19 protein-coding genes are annotated in these 17,132 nt (G+C 71.7%); 5 read left to right on the top strand and 14 right to left on the bottom strand.

Features of this window, described 5'->3' with window-relative positions:
- From ISO16_RS26000 to ISO16_RS25990, 3 genes are all read left to right on the top strand, one after another.
- A complete protein-coding gene (locus ISO16_RS26000; protein WP_072634737.1) occupies positions 1–981 on the top strand; it encodes a hypothetical protein in 981 nt (326 codons plus the stop codon).
- Positions 982–1,140: 159 nt separating this feature from the next.
- Positions 1,141–2,019: a lytic murein transglycosylase gene (locus ISO16_RS25995; protein WP_072634736.1), complete on the top strand. Its 879-nt coding sequence runs from the start codon at positions 1,141–1,143 to the stop codon at positions 2,017–2,019.
- 25 nt (positions 2,020–2,044) lie between these two features.
- Positions 2,045–3,178, top strand: coding sequence for an Mrp/NBP35 family ATP-binding protein (locus ISO16_RS25990; RefSeq protein ID WP_072634735.1), 1,134 nt, complete (start codon positions 2,045–2,047; stop codon positions 3,176–3,178).
- A gap of 70 nt (positions 3,179–3,248) precedes the next feature.
- On the opposite strand, the gene tatB is transcribed toward ISO16_RS25990, so the two are convergent.
- The 4 genes from tatB to sigE form a co-directional block, all read right to left on the bottom strand.
- Positions 3,249–3,629 carry a Sec-independent protein translocase protein TatB gene (gene tatB, locus ISO16_RS25985; protein WP_006938788.1) on the bottom strand — a complete coding sequence of 127 codons (381 nt, stop codon included), beginning with the start codon at positions 3,627–3,629 and terminating at the stop codon, positions 3,249–3,251.
- Between the two features lie 84 nt (positions 3,630–3,713).
- Positions 3,714–5,165, bottom strand: a complete 1,452-nt coding sequence (locus ISO16_RS25980) for a S1C family serine protease (protein ID WP_037201547.1) — start codon at positions 5,163–5,165, stop codon at positions 3,714–3,716.
- Between the two features lie 181 nt (positions 5,166–5,346).
- The gene (locus ISO16_RS25975) at positions 5,347–5,700 is read right to left on the bottom strand and encodes a zf-HC2 domain-containing protein (protein ID WP_029542469.1); all 354 of its coding nucleotides are present in this window, start codon (positions 5,698–5,700) and stop codon (positions 5,347–5,349) included.
- 16 nt (positions 5,701–5,716) lie between these two features.
- A complete protein-coding gene (gene sigE, locus ISO16_RS25970) occupies positions 5,717–6,343 on the bottom strand; it encodes an RNA polymerase sigma factor SigE (protein ID WP_006938796.1) in 627 nt (208 codons plus the stop codon).
- A 244-nt stretch (positions 6,344–6,587) separates the two neighbouring features.
- Between sigE and ISO16_RS25965 the strand changes: the two genes are divergently transcribed.
- Entirely contained in the window at positions 6,588–7,217 is a 630-nt protein-coding gene (locus ISO16_RS25965; RefSeq protein ID WP_006938797.1) for an O-methyltransferase, read from the top strand.
- Positions 7,218–7,236: 19 nt separating this feature from the next.
- On the opposite strand, the gene glgC is transcribed toward ISO16_RS25965, so the two are convergent.
- Complete coding sequence (gene glgC, locus ISO16_RS25960; protein WP_037200697.1) at positions 7,237–8,451, bottom strand: glucose-1-phosphate adenylyltransferase; 1,215 nt, start codon at positions 8,449–8,451, stop codon at positions 7,237–7,239.
- 87 nt (positions 8,452–8,538) lie between these two features.
- Between glgC and glgA the strand changes: the two genes are divergently transcribed.
- Positions 8,539–9,714 (top strand): glycogen synthase, encoded by a 1,176-nt coding sequence (gene glgA / locus ISO16_RS25955; protein ID WP_029542466.1) that lies wholly within the window; start codon positions 8,539–8,541, stop codon positions 9,712–9,714.
- A gap of 10 nt (positions 9,715–9,724) precedes the next feature.
- Here glgA and ISO16_RS25950 read toward each other — a convergent pair whose 3' ends face one another.
- The 9 genes from ISO16_RS25950 to ISO16_RS25910 form a co-directional block, all read right to left on the bottom strand.
- Positions 9,725–10,576 carry a putative RNA methyltransferase gene (locus ISO16_RS25950; protein ID WP_072634734.1) on the bottom strand — a complete coding sequence of 284 codons (852 nt, stop codon included), beginning with the start codon at positions 10,574–10,576 and terminating at the stop codon, positions 9,725–9,727.
- A 112-nt stretch (positions 10,577–10,688) separates the two neighbouring features.
- The gene (locus tag ISO16_RS25945; protein WP_003936084.1) at positions 10,689–10,856 is read right to left on the bottom strand and encodes a DUF3117 domain-containing protein; all 168 of its coding nucleotides are present in this window, start codon (positions 10,854–10,856) and stop codon (positions 10,689–10,691) included.
- Between the two features lie 123 nt (positions 10,857–10,979).
- Positions 10,980–11,576, bottom strand: coding sequence for a DNA-3-methyladenine glycosylase I (locus ISO16_RS25940; RefSeq protein WP_072634733.1), 597 nt, complete (start codon positions 11,574–11,576; stop codon positions 10,980–10,982).
- Positions 11,577–11,578: 2 nt separating this feature from the next.
- The gene (locus tag ISO16_RS25935; protein ID WP_006938805.1) at positions 11,579–11,959 is read right to left on the bottom strand and encodes a DivIVA domain-containing protein; all 381 of its coding nucleotides are present in this window, start codon (positions 11,957–11,959) and stop codon (positions 11,579–11,581) included.
- A 42-nt stretch (positions 11,960–12,001) separates the two neighbouring features.
- Positions 12,002–12,919 carry a glucosyl-3-phosphoglycerate synthase gene (locus tag ISO16_RS25930; RefSeq protein ID WP_029542464.1) on the bottom strand — a complete coding sequence of 306 codons (918 nt, stop codon included), beginning with the start codon at positions 12,917–12,919 and terminating at the stop codon, positions 12,002–12,004.
- On the bottom strand, positions 12,916–13,797 hold the full coding sequence (gene folP, locus ISO16_RS25925; protein WP_043799255.1) for a dihydropteroate synthase: 882 nt from the start codon (positions 13,795–13,797) through the stop codon (positions 12,916–12,918). Before folP ends, ISO16_RS25930 begins: the two co-directional genes overlap by 4 nt.
- A gap of 59 nt (positions 13,798–13,856) precedes the next feature.
- On the bottom strand, positions 13,857–15,629 hold the full coding sequence (locus ISO16_RS25920) for a long-chain-acyl-CoA synthetase (protein ID WP_072634732.1): 1,773 nt from the start codon (positions 15,627–15,629) through the stop codon (positions 13,857–13,859).
- 70 nt (positions 15,630–15,699) lie between these two features.
- Positions 15,700–16,287 (bottom strand): TIGR00730 family Rossman fold protein, encoded by a 588-nt coding sequence (locus ISO16_RS25915; protein WP_006933997.1) that lies wholly within the window; start codon positions 16,285–16,287, stop codon positions 15,700–15,702.
- On the bottom strand, positions 16,281–17,087 hold the full coding sequence (locus ISO16_RS25910; protein WP_006933996.1) for a TIGR00730 family Rossman fold protein: 807 nt from the start codon (positions 17,085–17,087) through the stop codon (positions 16,281–16,283). The genes ISO16_RS25915 and ISO16_RS25910 overlap by 7 nt, the downstream gene beginning before the upstream one ends.
- Positions 17,088–17,132: the final 45 nt, after the last annotated feature.

Genomic DNA, 17,132 nt, shown 5'->3' with positions numbered 1-17,132 from the left:
GTGCGCTGGCAGGGTCTGATCGCGGTGCCGGTGGTGCTCGGCGCGGGGTTCGCGGCGGTCGCGTCGTCGCCGGCGACGGTGGCCGCGACGGAGAACACGGAGCCGGTCCCCGTGACGGCGGCGGACGGCAGCACCGGGATCGGGGTGCTGCCGGCGGATCCGGCGACGCCGCGGCCCGTGCGCGGAGCCGCGGGCACGGCTCCCGATCCCGCCGCGGACCTACCGCCCGCGGTCACGGCCGCTCCCGGACAGCCGTCTCCCGTGATGGCCGGTGAGGGCCCCCTGGCGATTCCCGAACTGGTGCTCTACGCGTACCGGGCGGCCGAGATGCAGCTCGCGATCAGCGAGCCCGGGTGCGCGCTGCCGTGGCATCTGCTCGCGGCGATCGGACGGATCACCTCGCAGCACGCCGATTCGGGACGCACCGACGTGCTCGGCACCCTCACCACCGCGCGCGTGGCGCCCGGGACCGGCAGGCTCGGGCCGATGCAGCTGCCCCCGGCGGTGTGGTCGCAGTTCTCGGCGGACGGCAATGCGGATGGCGCCGCCGACCCGCAGAACGTCTTCGACGCCACCCTGGCGGCCGGCACCTGGCTGTGCTCGGACGACGCTCGCCTCGCCGAGCCCGACGCCCGCGCCCGGGCAGCGGCCCGGTTCGACCCGTCGCCCGAGTTCGTCTCCAACGTGCAGGCCTGGTCGGCCGCCTACGAGAAGGGCGCCGCGGTCTCGCCGGGGATCGTCGTGCCACCCCCGATGCCGCCGGCCGTTCCGGCCTCACCGAACACCGTCGACGTCGCCGAGACCGTCCCGGCTCCCGTCGCCGGGACCACCGGTGCGCCCCCGCCGGGGCCGGTCCCGGCGCCCGCGGTCGAGGCGGACCCCGCCCCCGCGCCGGTCGTCGGGACACCGCCGCCCGCGCCGGTGCTGCCGCCGCTGCCGTGTCTCGTCCCGGCGCTGTGCCCGGCGCCGCCCGTGCCCTGATCCGGTCACGACTCGATCTCCCCGTAACCCCTCCCTGCCACCGTATGCCCAGCTCAGCGTGTTACATCACGGTAGGGTAACGGAAACGCATCACTTCATGTATGGTCGATACCGCCATGTAACGAAAGCGTCTCGGGGTAGGCGCCCAGGAGGTATCGAGTGGGCCGGCACAGAAAGCCTTCGGAGTCCAAGCTTCGCCGCAATTCGGTCATCGCCCTCACCGGACTGGTTCCGGTCGGCGTGGTCGCCGCCGCCACCAGCGCCGGTGCGAGCCCGAAGACCCTGTTCGGCGTCCAGGACACCGAAGCGGTGGCCGAGCCCGTGACCGCCGCGTCCGAGACCACCTACGTCGCCGACGGGGTCTCCCGCGACGTCGCCGCCGCAGCCGCCCTCATGACCGCCCCGGAGCCTACCGCGGAACCCGCGGCGGCCCCCGCGCCCGCCCCGGCGCCCGCACCCGCCGCCCCGGCGCCCCTGCAGCCCGGCCCCCTCGGGATCCCCGGCATCAACTTCGCCGCCTACCAGAACGCCGAGCGGATCCTCGCCGCCGAGAACCCCGGCTGCAACATGTACTGGACGCTGCTCGCCGGCATCGGCCAGGTCGAGTCCGGCCACGCCAAGGGTGGCAAGGCCGACGACAAGGGCAACCTCCTCGAACCCGTGATCGGCCTTCCGCTCGACGGCAGCCTGCGCGGCCAGGCCGTCATCCGTGACACCGACGGCGGCACCCTGGACGGCGACACCGTCTACGACCGGGCGGTCGGCCCCATGCAGTTCATCCCGTCCACGTGGAAGCTCTACGCCGGTGACGGCGACGGCGACGGCGACGCCGACCCGCAGAACCTGTACGACTCCACCCTCACCACCGCCAAGTACCTGTGCGACGGCGGAAACAACATGCACGACATCGCGCAGGCCACCAAGGCCATCCATCGCTACAACAACTCCATGGCATACGTTGCCAACGTGCTTGCCTGGTCGGCCGCCTATTCGACCGGTGTCACCCCCAGCGCGGCGGACCTGCCGCGCATCCACTGATCGGGCGCCACCTACGATTGATGCCATGGCAGTCAGCGAGTCCGACCTTCGCAGCGCCCTGGCGCGGGTCCAGGATCCCGAGATCCGCAAGCCCATCACCGAGCTCGGCATGGTCAAGAGCATCGAGATCGGCGGCGACGGCAGCGTCGACGTCGGCATCTACCTGACCACCGCCGGCTGTCCGCTGCGCACCGAGATCACCGACCGCGTCACCAAGGCCGTCGCCGACGTCGCCGGGGTCTCCGCCGTGCGCGTCGAGCTCGACGTCATGACCGACGAGCAGCGCACCGAGCTGCGCAAGTCGCTGCGCGGCGACTCCACCGAGCCGGTCATCCCGTTCGCCCAGCCCGGCTCGCTCACCCGCGTCTACGCGGTGGCCTCCGGCAAGGGCGGGGTCGGCAAGTCCTCCGTCACGGTCAACCTCGCCGCCGCGATGGCCGCGCGGGGCCTGTCCGTCGGCGTGCTCGACGCCGACATCTACGGCCATTCCATCCCACGGATGCTCGGCACCGACGCCAAGCCCACCCAGGTGGAGCGGATGATCATGCCGCCCGTCGCGCACGACGTGAAGATGATCTCCATCGCCCAGTTCACCCAGGGCAACACGCCCGTGGTCTGGCGCGGGCCGATGCTGCACCGTGCGCTGCAGCAGTTCCTCGCCGACGTGTTCTGGGGCGATCTGGACGTGCTGCTGCTCGACCTGCCGCCCGGCACCGGCGACGTGGCGATCTCCGTCGCGCAGCTGATCCCGGGCGCCGAGATCCTCGTCGTCACCACGCCGCAGCAGGCCGCCGCGGAGGTCGCGGAACGGGCCGGCTCCATCGCGCTGCAGACCCGCCAGCGCATCGTCGGCGTCGTGGAGAACATGTCGTGGCTCGAACTGCCCGACGGTACCCGGATGGACGTGTTCGGCACGGGCGGCGGTCAGGCCGTCTCCGAGCGGCTCACCCGCGCCGTCGGCGCGACCGTCCCGCTGCTGGGCCAGATCCCGCTCGATCCGGCGGTGCGCGAGGCCGGCGACGCCGGCACCCCGATCGTTCTCAGCGCCCCCGAGTCGCCTGCGGGTACGGCGCTGCGCGAGATCGCCGAGAAGCTCGCCGTGCGGCGCCGCGGCCTGGCCGGCATGTCGCTGGGGATCGACACCACCCGCCACCTGTAGGCGCCTGCGGCGCCGGTGTGCCCTTCGGGTTGCTCCTGCCGCCCGAAGAACACACCGGCCGCGCAGCGGCCTACGTCGCGTCGGAGTCGATGGGGGGCTTCTCCCCGGCCGCCAGCGGCGGCGGGACGGGCTTGCTCACCGGCTTGGTGCCGGGCTTGTCGAAGTTGCCGGTGAGCAGCGAGTCGTCGCCGTCCAGCAGGTGCTTGGTGATGACCGCCTTGGGCGTCATGCCGCGCAGCTCGTTGAGTTCGGACAGGGGTTGACGCAGGTCGTCGAACTCGGGGCCCAGCTCCTCCTTCAGCTGCTCCTTCGCGCCGGACGCGTAGTCGCGGACCTGCCGCAGCGACTTGGTCACCCACGACACCGCGCCGGGCAGCCGCTCGGGGCCGAGGACCACGAGCGCCGCGACGAGGAGGACCATGAATTCGCCCCAACCGATGTTGCCGAACACCGCTCCAGGGTACGTGGTGCCGCGCCGTTCGCAGCCCGGAGGACCCAGGTCACAGCGAATTCCCAGCGAACAGGGAGCCGACGGTCAGTCGGACTGCGGGGTCACCTGCACGTCCACGAGACGGCCCGAGCGGACCAGCTGCACCGTCACCGGCTCGCCGATCTTCTGGGCGTGGACCGCGACGACCAGCTCGTCCGCGCTGGTGACCTCGCGGTCCCCGACCTTGACGATCACGTCGCCCTCGACGATCCCGGCCTGCTGCGCGGGGCTGCCCTCCTGCACGTTGGCCACCTCGGCGCCGCTGGCGACGTCGTTGACGACGCTGCGGGCGTTGACGCCGATCTCCGGATGACGCATCGCGCCGGTGCGGATCAGTTCCTGGGTGACGGCGGTGACGTCGTCGATGGGAATGGCGAACCCCAGACCGACGGAACCGCCGGTCTCGGTCTTGATGGCCGAGTTGATGCCGATGACGCGACCCTCGGCGTCGACCAGCGGGCCGCCGGAGTTGCCGGGGTTGATGGAGGCGTCGGTTTGCACCGCGTCGATCACGGCGTCGGTGTCGGTGCCCTGACCGCCCAGGCGCATCGGCCGGTTGAGGGCGCTGACGATGCCGCGGGTGACGGTCTTGCTCAACCCGAGCGGCGAACCCACGGCGATGACGTCCTCACCGACCTGCACGTCCCCGGAACGGCCCAGTTCGGCGACCGTGAGGTTGTCCACGTCGACGGAGAGCACTGCCAGGTCGGTCTTGATGTCGCGCCCGACGATCTGTGCGGGCACCTTGGTGCCGTCGTTGAAGGTGACCTGGATCTTCGCGTCCGGACCGGTCGCGGCCATCGAGATCACGTGGTTGTTGGTGACGATGTATCCGGCACCGTCGATCACGACACCGGACCCGGTGCCGGACTCGTCGCCGACGGTGACCTGGATGGAGACGACGGCGGGCAGCACCGCGTCGGCCACGCGGGCCACCTGCCCGGTCGGCAGGTCGCCGTCCTGCTCCACCTGGGCCAGCGTCACGCTGCGGCTGGTGAGGGAGCCGGTGTCGGACGTGATCAGCGCGACGACGAGACCGCCGATCATGCCGATGGTCAGCGCGACCGCCGCCAGCGTCGCGAGGGCGCGGGTCTCGATCCGACCGCCGAAGAGGACTTCCCGCAGCGTGAGCTTGGGGGCGGGCGGCAACGGGCGCTCGTCGCGGGCCTGCGCAGGCGCGCCCAGGCGCACGTTCGTCGTGGGGTCGCGCCACGGGTCGGGCTCGGGGCCATCCGCATCGGTCTCGGCGTCCGGGTCGGCCGGGGGCCGCTGCAGGATCTCGGAGGTGCCCACGGGTCGGCCGAACGCCTCGGCCAGCACCGGATCGGCGGGCGCACCGTGGCCGACCCGCGGCTCCGCGGCCCGTTCCTCGGCGGACCGGCCGAACGAGCCCGTCGTACCGGCCGGCCGGCCGAAGACGCTGCTGGCGGCGGCGTCGACGTCCGGGCGATAGACCGGGCGGGGCTGCAGGCGCGGGGCGTCGGCACGGTGCGACACGCCCGGCGCGGGAGCGCCGTCCGTGTCCGACGTCGAGGCGGCCCGGCGCTCGGACTCCACTGATTCCGCTGTCACGCGTGCCCGTCTCCCCCGTGTCCGTCAGTCACGGTGCCCAGTATCACCGATGGCACCGCCACCGACCGTCGCGGGTCGATCACGGCGCGGAAGGACGCGAGCACCGTCAACGGCGCCAACGGATCGGCCAGCGCCGCCCGGCGGGCCAGGACTGGTCGGCCGCCAGCACTCCCCCGAAGCCGGGCGCGGACAGGTCCTGGTGGTGCTGCGGGATGTCGGCGAGGGCACCCAGGAGGGAACTCGGCATCGGGGGCGGCGCCGTCCGGGCGGCGTCGCGCAACGCGCGCCGGGCCTGCTGCTGGGCCTCGACCTCCGTGGCGCACTCCGGGCACACGGCCAGGTGCTCGGCCGCCCGGAGATACGCGTTCATCCGCAGTTCGCCGTCTACGTACGCTGCCACAGCCTCACTCGCCAGGTGCTCCGTGGAACCGAACCGGCGGGTCGGGTGTGCCCTCGTCATGAAATCCTCCTGGCGGCTACCCCGCATCGACTCGACCGACTTCGACCTTCCCATGCTCGCGCAGGTGCTCACGCAGCGCCTGCCGTCCGCGATGGATGCGGCTGCGCACCGTGCCGAGCTTGACTCCCAGTGTGGCACCGATCTCCTCGTAGGACAGGCCTTCGATGTCACACAGGACGACAGCAGCACGATAGTCCGGCGCCAGCGAGTCCAGGGCGGACTGCAGGTCGGCGCCGAGCCGGGCGTCGTGGTAGATCTGCTCGGGGTCGGGGCCCTCGGAGGGCACGCGGTCGTAGTCCTCGGGCAGCGCCTCCATGCGGATGCGGTTGCGGCGCCGGACCATGTCGAGGAACAGGTTGGTGGTGATGCGGTGCAACCAGCCCTCGAAGGTGCCCGGCTGGTAGTTCTGCAGCGAGCGGAAGACCCGGATGAACGTGTCCTGGGTGAGGTCCTCGGCGTCCTGCGCGTTTCCGGACAAGCGGTAGGCGAGCCGGTACACCCGGTCGCCGTGCTCGCGCACCAGCTCGTCCCACGACGGCATCACCGCACGGTCACCGGTGGCGTCGAACACTGCCGTGCCGGTGAGCTCGACGTCGGCCGTGGGCTCGGCGTCGGGGCTGGGGAGCTGGGGGGAATCGGCCATGTGGATCGCTGGATCCTCCTCTTCGGGACCGCTGATCGTGGGTGTCGGTGTCTTCGTCCAACACCCGAGGGCGCCGGCTTGTTCCCGGTACCCCGATCGCGCTGTCGGTGCGGTCTGATGTGGTATCTACACCCTCACGCACGGGGATGTGGTGCCGATATGAGCAACCTGAGCATCGCCTGAGAATCCACCCGCCGTGCGCGCCTGCCTGCGACCGGCCCCCGGCGACGATAACCTCACTGGGGTGCACACGAATGCCGAACGGATCCTGGCCCACGTCGAGAACGTCACCGAGGACGAGAACCTCGCCCTGGCGCGTGAGCGTGCCCTCGATCTCGGCGCAGATCCGATCCCGGCAGCAGTGGGCGCGGCCCTGGCGATGTTCACCCGCATGCTCGACGCACGGACGGTCGTCGAGGTCGGCACCGGCGCCGGCGTCAGCGGACTCTGGCTGCTGCGGGGCCTGCGCGAGGACGGCGTCCTCACCACCATCGACAGCGAGCCCGAGCATCAGCGTGCCGCCAAGACCGCGTTCCGGGAGGCCGGCGTCACGGCCTCCCGCACCCGGCTGATCAACGGGCGCGCGCTGGACGTGCTGCCGCGGCTGGCCGACTCTGCCTACGACCTGGTCTTCGTCGACGCCACCCCCGCCGATCATCCGCACTACGTCCGCGAGGGCGTGCGGCTGTTGCGACCGGGCGGGGTCATCGTGCTGCACAACGCGCTGCTCTGCGGCCGCGTCGCCGACCCGGGCGAGCGCGACTCCGCCGTCCTCGCCGTCCGAGAGGCGACGCGGGCCGTGGTGACCGACGAGCGTCTTGCACCGGTGCTGCTGCCGGTGGGCGACGGGCTGCTCTGCGCCGCCAAGCTCTAGGCCCCGGCGCACGCCCCGATCAGATCCACACGCCCTTGCCGATGGCGACGACGCCGCCGCTGCTGACGGCGAAGCGCTGCCGGTCGCGTTCGAGGTCCACGCCGATGATTTCGCCGTCGCCGACGACGACGTTCTTGTCGAGGATCGCGCGCCGCACGACCGCGCCCTTGCCGATGCGCACGCCCGGCATCAGGACACTGCCCTCGACGGTGGCGCCGTCCTCGATCATGACGTTGGAGCTGAGCACCGAGTTGCGGACGGTGGCGGCCGACAGGATGCTGCCCGATCCGACGATCGACTCCTGCGCGAGACCGCCCTGGACGAATTTCGCCGGGGGCCACATCTCGGAGGCGCCGCGGATCGGCCAGCGCCGGTTGTAGAGGTTGAAGATCGGGTGCACCGACACCAGGTCCATGTGCGCGTCGTAGAACGCGTCGAGGGTGCCGACGTCGCGCCAGTAGCCACGGTCGCGTTCGGTGGCGCCCGGCACGACGTTGTCGTTGAAGTCGTAGACGTGCGCGGCGCCCTGTGCGACGAGGGCGGGGATGATGTCGCCGCCCATGTCGTGGTCCGAGTCCGGGTTCTCGGAGTCTGCCCGCAGCGCCTCCACCAGCACCTTGGTGGTGAAGACGTAGTTGCCCATCGAGGCGAAGGTGACGTTGGGATCGTCCGGGGTGCCGGGCGGGTGCGCGGGCTTTTCGAGGAACTGGGTGATGCGGCCCTGCTCGTCGGTGTCGATGCAACCGAACGCGAACGCCTCGCTGCGGGGTACCCGGATGCCGGCGACGGTCACGCCCGCGCCGGACTCGATGTGCTGGCTCACCATCTGCTCCGGGTCCATCCGGTAGACGTGGTCGGCGCCGAACACCACGATGTACTCCGGATCCTCGTCGTAGACGAGGTTGAGCGACTGGAGGATGGCGTCGGCGCTGCCGGTGTACCAGCGCGGCCCGAGCCGCTGCTGCGCCGGCACCGGGGTGATGTACTCGCCGGTGAAGCCCGACAGGCGCCAGGTCTGGGAGATGTGCCGGTCCAGCGAATGGGACTTGTACTGGGTCAGCACGCAGATCCGCAGGAACCCGGCGTTGACCAGGTTGCTCAGCACGAAGTCGATCAGTCGGTAGGCACCGCCGAACGGTACCGCCGGTTTCGCGCGGTCCGCCGTCAGCGGATACAGGCGTTTGCCCTCGCCGCCGGCGAGCACGATTCCAAGCACATGGGGCTGGCTCCTCACACAGTCAACCTATCCGCCACCCCCCTCCGCCGCCAGCGAAGAGGCCCATCGGTGGCCGGAACGTCACGCGCCGGATAGTTTGATCCGGTGCGGGTGGCAATGATGACGCGGGAGTACCCGCCGGAGGTCTACGGTGGTGCCGGCGTGCACGTCACCGAATTGGTTGCGCAGTTGCGCCGGCTGTGCGAAGTCGACGTGCACTGCATGGGGGCACCCCGCGAGGGCGCCTTCGTCCACGGACCCGACCCCGAACTGGCGGGCGCCAACCCGGCGCTGACGACGCTGTCCGCCGAGCTGCGGATGGCGCACGCCGCGAGCGGTGCCGGCGTCGTCCACTCCCACACCTGGTACACCGGCCTCGCGGGGCATCTCGCCGCCGAGCTGTACGACGTGCCGCACGTGCTGACGGCACATTCGCTCGAACCGCGCCGGCCGTGGAAGGCCGAGCAGCTGGGCGGCGGCTACCGCGTCTCCTCGTGGTCCGAACGCAACGCGGTCGAGCACGCGGACGCGGTCATCGCGGTCAGCGCTGGGATGCGCCTCGACGTGCTGGACGCATATCCATTCGTCGACCCGGCCCGTGTGCACGTGGTGCGCAACGGCATCGACACCGGGGTGTGGCACCCGGGGCCGGCCGAGCCGGGAGAGCCATCCGCCCTGGAGAAGATCGGGGTGGACCCCGATCGGCCGATCGTCGCGTTCGTCGGGCGCATCACGCGCCAGAAGGGCGTCGGGCACCTCATCGCCGCCGCCCACGACGTGGACCCCGGGATTCAGCTGGTGCTGTGCGCCGGCGCGCCGGACACCCCGGAGATCGCCGCCGAGACCGAGCAGGCGGTGGCCGAACTCGAGCGCCGGCGCGGCAACGTCTTCTGGGTCCGCGAGATGCTCCCCACCGACTCGGTCCGTGAGATCCTTTCCGCGGCATCAGTTTTCGTGTGCCCGTCGGTGTACGAGCCGCTGGGTATCGTGAACCTCGAGGCGATGGCCTGCGAGACCGCTGTCGTCGCGTCGGACGTCGGTGGCATCCCCGAGGTCGTCGAAGACGGGGTCACCGGCCGGCTCGTGCACTACAACTCCTACGAGCCGCGGGCGTACGAGCAGGCGCTGGCCGCGGCGATCAACGAGGTCGCCGGCGACGCCGCCCTGGCTGCGGAGATGGGCCGGGCCGGACGGGTGCGGGCCATCGCGGAGTTCTCCTGGGCGCAGATCGCGCGGCAGACCCTCGCGGTGTACCAGGAGGTCGCCGCCGCGCGGCACTGAGCGTCCCGGCTCAGTGCGTCTCGCGCCGTTCCCACACGGTGACGGTCACCGAGGCGGTCACCGGGAACGGCTCCGGCAGCCCCGAGACCAGCTCCGCCAGCCGCTCGGCGGTCAGGTGGTGCCCCGAGGGCCCCATGCCGGCCAGCTGTCCGAGTGCCGGACGGTCGAGCTCCAGGGTGTACTGCACGTCGGCGCGGTCGACCCGCTCGAACGCGCCGGACAGGGCCGCCCCGAGCCGCTCGGTCTTGCGCTCGTCCACCTGGACCATGCCGGGCAGGGCCACCAGCTCGCGCAGGTGCGACGGGGTGGGGGCCGCGACGACGAGCACGCCGCCCGGCGCGAGGACCCGGTGCGTCTCGGCGGCGTTGCGCGGCGCGAAGACGGACAGCACGTGGCTGAGGACGCCGCTGCGGATCGGCCACTGCCGCCACACGTCGGCGAGCACGGCCCCGACGCGGGGATGGCTGCGGGCGATGCGCCGGACCGCGGGCTTGGACACGTCGAGCCCGACGCCGCGGCTGCCCGGCAGCGCGTCGAGCACCGCCGCGAGATACCGCCCGGTGCCGGCGCCCACCTCGAGGACGCGGGCGGTGCCGTCGCCGCCGGGACGCTCGGCACAGGCGCGGGCGACGGCGTCGCGCAGCGGATCGTAGTGTCCCGCCTCGAGGAAGTCCGCCCGCGCGGCGATCATCTCCGCGGTGTCGCCGGTGAACCGCGTCGCGGCCCCGGTGAGGAGGCTGACATACCCCTGACGGGCGACGTCGAAGCTGTGCCCGGCCTCGCACAGCAGCACGCCGTCGTCGAGGTCGAGTCCGCGCTCGCACTGCGGGCAGGCGAGCAGATCGGTCACCGCGTCGAGCACGGGCAGTCCTTCCGAGAAACGAAGAGCACCGGAGTACGAACAGCAACGGGCCCCGCGCACCGTGGAGCGCGGGGCCCGGAGAACCCGGCGAATCGTCGCCGGGTGCCGACACCTAGCTGGTGACGCCCTTGAGCTCTTCGCCGAGCGCTGCAGCTTCCTCCGGCGTGAGTTCGACGACCAGACGTCCGCCACCCTCGAGTGGAACCCTCATGACGATTCCTCGTCCCTCTTTGGTTGCTTCGAGGGGACCGTCCCCGGTCCGGGGCTTCATGGCCGCCATCCTCTGCTCCCTCCAAATCTGCGCTCGACTCTTGCGCGCGTGGGTTACCGTGGGGGCCTCGTCGGAATTCGACGAGGCTCGCCACATCATTCTTCCCTATACGGCCGACCGCCGGGTAGCTGACTATGCCCTAATGTGGCCGGAAACTGGTCGAACGTCCGTCTCGACCCAGCAGTCGGCGAGGTGATCATCGACCATGCCGGTGGCCTGCATGAGCGCATACGCCGTGGTAGGACCGACGAACGCGAAGCCGCGCCGCTTCAGTTCGCGGGCCATTGCCGTCGACTCCGGTGTCACCGCCGGCACCTCCGCCACGGAGCGGAACCGCCGGGCGCGCCGCGCCGGCGCGAACGACCACAGCAGCGCGTCGAGGTCCGTGCCCTCCAGGTCGAGAACCGCCCGGGCGTTGGCGACCACCGCCTCGACCTTGCGCCGGTTCCGGACGATGCCGGCGTCGCCGAGCAGGCGAGCGACGTCGTCATCCGTGTAGCGGGCGACCACCTCGACGTCGAACCCCGCGAACGCCGACCGGAACGCCTCCCGCTTGCGCAGGATCGTCAGCCACGACAGCCCCGACTGGAACGCCTCGAGGGCAAGGCGCTCGAACAGCTCGTCGCGCCCGTGCAGCTCGCGGCCCCACTCCTCGTCGTGGTAGTCCCGGTACAGCGTGGACCCCAGCGGATCCACCGCCCACGGACAGCGCACCCGGTCCTCGTCCATCGCTACTCCCCCCTGTCCGAGCGGTCCCCTGCGGCCTCTGCCGCAACGGATGCGTCGGCCTGCCCCACCGCGGCGTCGCCACCGGGCGTGCCCCGCTCGGCGTCCTCGTACGCGGCGAGCCTGGCCCGCAGGTCGTCGATCTCGTGCGAGAGCCGGTCGAGCGCCCAGTCCACCTCGGCGGTCTTGTAGCCCCGCAGCACCTGCTGGAAGCGCAGATCCCGGACGTCCGCGCCGGTCACGTCGGTGACCGGCAGGGCCGTGGCGGTGGTGCCCGGCGGGATCGGCGCCAGGGTCTCCCCGCGGCCGAACACCGCGCTCGCCACGAGGAACAGCACCGCGCCGACGACCACCATGACGAGCAGGTAGAGCAGAACCGTCAGCATGTACCGATCTTGGCACGGGCCACCGACAGGGCGCCCGGGGCGTCAGGCCACGGTGGCGGCCGGGGGCCGGTCCGCGAGGCTGACCTCCGTGGTGACGGGGACGAACGCATCGCCGTCCACCAGGAACTGGGTCAGGCCCGCCCCCGAGTCGGGGATCCCACAGCGGGCGAGCATGGTGCCGACGATCTGCCGGCTCATCACCCCCAGCTCCCCGAGCGGCCGGTTCCGGTGCTTGCGCACGCCGAGGTTGACCTGGGCGATCGCGCCGATCCCGAGCCGGTCGTAGGTGTCGAGCAGCAGCCCGATCTCGACGCCGTAGCCGGGCGCGAACGGCACCGCCGACAGCAGTTCCCGGGTACCGGCGTACTCGCCGCCCAGCGGCTGCAGCACGCACGTCAGCTCCGGCCGCAGCGCCGCGAGCAGCGGCCGCGCCACCAGTTCCGTGACCCGCCCCCCGCCGTTGGCCTCCTCGGCGCCGCTGACCCGGAGCGGGCGGCGGTAATAGCCCTTGACCAGGTGGATTCCGTCGCCGGTGAGCAGCGGTCCGAGCAGCTTGGGGACGAACGCCGGATCGGGGTCAAGCAGGTCCGAATCCACGAACGCGATGAGATCACCCGTGGTGGCCGCGACGGAGCGCCACAGCACCTCCCCCTTGCCGGGCACCGGGGCGAGGCCCGGCACCGCCTCTTCCCGGGAGAGGACGCGGGCGCCGGCGCTGCGGGCCCGCTCCGCCGTGCGGTCGGTGGACCCCGAGTCCAGCACGATCAGCTCGTCGACCAGCCCGCCGAGCAGCGGATGGATGGTGTCCACCACCCCCGCGACGGTCGTCTCCTCGTTGAGCGCGGGCAGCACCACCGACACGGTTCGGCCCCGCTTCGCGCGTTCGAGTTCGGCGATGCTCCATCCGGGCTCGTCCCAGCTGTTCGCCTCGGCCCACGGCCGGGTCATCGCGGTGCTCATGCCAGCCCCCTGACGGTGCGCGCCGGGGGGCGCGTGCCGGCGACGGCCGCCACCATGTCGACCACGCGACGGGTCGCCGCCACCTCGTGCACCCGAAACATCCGCGCGCCTGCCGCGGCCGCAAGTGCTGTCGCTGCCAATGTGCCCTCCAACCGGTCGGCGAGTTCCACCCCCAGAGTCTCCCCGATGAAGTCCTTGTTGCTCAGCGCCATGAGCACGGGCCACCCGGTATTTACGAGAACGTCCACGTGCCGCAACAACTCGAGGCCGTGGAAGGTGTTCTTGCCGAAATCGTGGGTCGGATCGATGAGGATGGCGTCGCCGGGCACCCCGGCCTTCGCGGCCCGCTCGGCCGCGGCGACGATCTCGCGCGTCACCTCGGCGACGACGTCGGTGTAGCGCACGCGGTGCGGCCGGGTGCGCGGGACCGCACCTCCGGTGTGCGAGCAGACGATGCCCGCGCCGAGTTCGGCCGCGACGGTCACCAGTTCCGGATCGGCACCCGCCCACGTGTCGTTGATCAGATCCGCCCCCTCCGCCACCGCGCGCCGCGCGACGTCGCTGCGCCAGGTGTCGACGCTGATGAGCAGCCCGGGGTGGCGGGCCCGGATCGCCGCGACGAACGGCACCACCCGCCGGGTCTCCTCCGCCGCGTCGACCACCTCGCCGGGGCCGGCCTTCACGCCGCCGATGTCGACGAGGTCCGCGCCCTCGGCCACGGCCCGATCCACGGCCGCCATCGCAGCGTCGTCGGTGAAGGTCGCCCCCCGGTCGTAGAACGAGTCCGGGGTGCGATTGACGATCGCCATCACCAGGGCCCGGTCGGTGGCGACCGGGCGGCCGCAGAGGGTCGGCGAGACGGTGACGGAGGCGGTCATGATTTCCATCCTGGCACGCACCCGCGGGCGGGCCCGGGCAGGAACCGGCCCAGCGGGAGTCAGCCCGCCGGCAGCTCGCCCCCGGCAACGGCCTCGACGTAGCCGTCGTACGCGGGCCGGTAGCCCTCCTCCGGCCCGGTGAGCACGTAGACGGGGTCGTCGCCGGTGTCGGCGTAGCCCTGCTTGCGCAGGTCCACCTTGCGGCTCTTGAACGTCGAGGTGTGCTCGAGTTCGCCGACGACACGGACGAACAGCGGCACCGCGTACGACGGCAGCGCCCGGTACAGCTGCGCCGCGAGCGCGGTGCCGTCGAACTCGGCACCGTCGTGGAGCGTGATCGCGGCCATGCCGGCCCGGCCGTCGGTGCCGGGGATCTCGACCCCGTAGACCACTGCCTGCGAGATCGACTCGTTCGCCGACACGGCCGCCTCGACCTCGGTGGTGGCGACGTTCTCGCCCTTCCACCGGAAGGTGTCGCCGAGGCGGTCGACGAACGCGACGTGCATGAAGCCCTGGCTGCGGACGAGGTCGCCGGTGTCGAACCAGGTGTCGCCGTCCTCGAAGCCGTCGCGCACGAGTTTGGACTCGCTCGCCTCGGGATCGGTGTAGCCGTCGAACGGGGCACGGTCGGTGACCTTCGCCAGCAACAGGCCCACCTCGCCGCGGCCGACCCGGCGCAGCCGGCCGTCCGGTCCGCGGAGCGCCTTGCCGGTCTCGTGGTCGTAGTCGACCACTGCGTACGGAAGCGGGCAGACACCCGCGGTGCGCGGCTGGTTGAGCGCGTTGACGAACGCAATGTTGCACTCGCTGGCGCCGTAGAACTCGGCGACGCGGGCGATGCCGAACCGCTGGGTGAACTCGGTCCAGATCTCGGACCGCAGTCCGTTGCCCACCATCAACCGGATGCCGTTGTCGCGGTCGTCCGGCGACGGTGGCTGGTTGAGCAGGTAGCGGCAGATCTCCCCGATGTAGACGAACGCCGTCGCGCCGTTGCGCTTCGCGTCGGCCCAGAATCCGGTGGCGGAGAACTTGCGGCCGAGCGCGAAGGTGGCGCCGGCGGCGAGCACCGACGACAGCGACACGGTGAGGGCGTTGTTGTGATACAGCGGCAGACAGCAGTACAGGGTGTCGTCGCGGCGCAGCCGGACGCCCAGGCTGCCCAGGCCCGACATGGACTTCAGCCACCGGAAATGGGTCATCCGGCTGGCCTTGGGCATGCCGGTGGTGCCCGAGGTGAAGATGAAGAAGGCGGTCTCCTTCGCCTGCAGGCGGTCGGTGACGGCGGGGTTCGCGGAGTCGGCGGCGACGGCGAGGTCGTCGAGTTCGCCGACGCGCAGCACCTTTCCGGCCGGCGGCGGCCCGTCGAGGGACTCCAGGGCCTCCTCGCATTCCTCCCCGACCACGAGCACCCGGCTGTCGAGCAGGCCGAGGCTGTGCGCGAGCACCTCTCCGCGCTGATGGTGATTGAGCATGCCGGCCGCGGCACCGAGCTTGACCGTGGCGAGCGCGACGAGCAACGCCTCCGGACGGTTCTTCATCAGCACGCCGACGACGTCGCCGGTGCGCACACCCTGCGCGGTGAGCACGGCGGCGTAGCGGTTGACCTGGGCGTTGGCGTCGCCGTAGCTGAGGGCGTCGCCCTCGAATCGCAGGAACGGCCGGTCCGGGTTCCGCTCCGCGAGGCGCTGGAACACCGACCCGATCGTCTCGCGCGCGTCCGGCCGCCGGATGAGACCCCGCGCGCCGCGTAGCAGGCTCGGTGCGTCGGGCAGCATTCGCGGAAGCTGGGTGGCGAGACCCACCAGGGAGATCGTCGAGCCGGACTCGGTCATGGCATCCTCGGTTACTGGCGGACAGGAACTTACTGCAGAGTAAGCAACCTCGGCGCGAAGCGGAAGCCCCTCACCCGGCGCAGCGGTCGAGGGCGTCGTCGATGTCGCCGGTGACCTGCAGGCCGTCGAGCGCGTGGCGGTTGACGAAGCCGGTCGGCACCATCGCCTCGAGCCAGTCGAGCAGCCCCCGGTAGTGCCCCACCGGGTCGAGCAGCACCACCGGCTTGGCGTGCATGCCCAGATAGCCGGCCGTCCACGTCTCGAACAATTCCTCGAGGGTGCCGATCCCGCCGGGCAGCGTGACGAACGCGTCGGCGCGCTCCTCCATCGCCTGCTTCCGCTGGCGCATCGTGTCCGTGACGATCAGCTCGTCGGCGTCGACGTCGGCGACCTCGCGGTGCACCAGCGCCTTGGGGATCACACCGACGGTGTGCCCGCCGGCGGCACGCGTCGCCTGGGCGAGCGCACCCATCATCGACACGTTGCCGCCGCCGGAGACGAGCTGCCAGCCGCGCCGTCCGATGGCGGTCCCCACCGCCGCCGCGAGCTCGAGGTAGGACTCGTCGACCGGCCCGGAGGCGCAGTACACGCACACCGCCCGCGCCTCGACGGTGCGCTCGCCGCCGATGCCCTCGAACGGATGGAAACCGCTCACCACGCCCCGCCCCCTCCGTACAGCGCCGACTCGTCCTGCCCGCGATGGGCGTCGACGACGATCTGCACCGCCTCCTCCACGCTGTCGGTCAGGTACAGCAGATCGAGGTCACTCGGTGAGATCCGGCCCTCGCCGACCATCGCGTGCCGGATCCATTCGAGCAGCCCCGCCCAGTAGTGGGTGCCCAGCAGCACGATGGGGAACCGGGTGATCTTGTGGGTCTGGACCAGCGTGAGCGCCTCGAACAGCTCGTCGAGCGTGCCGAAACCGCCGGGCAGGCAGACGAAGGCCTGGGAGTACTTCACGAACATCGTCTTGCGGGCGAAGAAGTAGCGGAAGTTCAGTCCGAGGTCGACCCATTCGTTGAGGGCCTGCTCGAACGGCAGCTCGATGCCCAGTCCGACGGAGAACCCGCCCGACTCGCTCGCGCCCCGGTTGGCCGCCTCCATCGCCCCCGGCCCACCGCCGGTGACAACCGCATAGCCCGCCGCGGCCAACGCGGCCCCGAGGGCACGGCCGGTGACGTACTCGGGGTGGTCGACGGGGGTGCGGGCAGAGCCGAACACCGCCACCGCACGCGGCACCTCCGCCAGCGCACCGAAACCCTCCACGAACTCGCTCTGGATGCGCAGCACCCGCCACGGATCGGTGTGCACCCAGTCGGAGGGGCCCCTCCGGTCCAGCAGTCGCTGGTCCATCGTCGTGGTCTCGGTCGCCCGGTCCCGGCGCAACTGGACGGGACCGCGGTGCACCACATCGGCACTCGCACGGTCGCGGGATCCGGGGTCGGTGTCGCGCGCCATGCGCCCAGATTAGGGGATGCCGCCGGGCCGTCCCGGCCGATGCCC

The organism is Rhodococcus sp. M8, from assembly GCF_015654185.1.
Classification (GTDB): domain Bacteria; phylum Actinomycetota; class Actinomycetes; order Mycobacteriales; family Mycobacteriaceae; genus Rhodococcus; species Rhodococcus aetherivorans.
The sequence above is the reverse complement of the archived record's forward strand: the minus strand, read 5'-3'. Positions and strand labels throughout refer to the sequence as shown.

Coding starts and splice junctions, on each gene's coding strand:
- ISO16_RS25990 (WP_072634735.1), top strand. CDS start 2,045: ATGGCAGTCAGCGAGTCCGACCTTCGCAGCGCCCTGGCGCGGGTCCAG.
- ISO16_RS25975 (WP_029542469.1), bottom strand. CDS start 5,700: ATGACGAGGGCACACCCGACCCGCCGGTTCGGTTCCACGGAGCACCTG.
- sigE (WP_006938796.1), bottom strand. CDS start 6,343: ATGGCCGATTCCCCCCAGCTCCCCAGCCCCGACGCCGAGCCCACGGCC.
- ISO16_RS25945 (WP_003936084.1), bottom strand. CDS start 10,856: ATGGCGGCCATGAAGCCCCGGACCGGGGACGGTCCCCTCGAAGCAACC.
- ISO16_RS25940 (WP_072634733.1), bottom strand. CDS start 11,576: ATGGACGAGGACCGGGTGCGCTGTCCGTGGGCGGTGGATCCGCTGGGG.
- ISO16_RS25935 (WP_006938805.1), bottom strand. CDS start 11,959: ATGCTGACGGTTCTGCTCTACCTGCTCGTCATGGTGGTCGTCGGCGCG.
- ISO16_RS25930 (WP_029542464.1), bottom strand. CDS start 12,919: ATGAGCACCGCGATGACCCGGCCGTGGGCCGAGGCGAACAGCTGGGAC.
- folP (WP_043799255.1), bottom strand. CDS start 13,797: ATGACCGCCTCCGTCACCGTCTCGCCGACCCTCTGCGGCCGCCCGGTC.
- ISO16_RS25920 (WP_072634732.1), bottom strand. CDS start 15,629: ATGACCGAGTCCGGCTCGACGATCTCCCTGGTGGGTCTCGCCACCCAG.
- ISO16_RS25910 (WP_006933996.1), bottom strand. CDS start 17,087: ATGGCGCGCGACACCGACCCCGGATCCCGCGACCGTGCGAGTGCCGAT.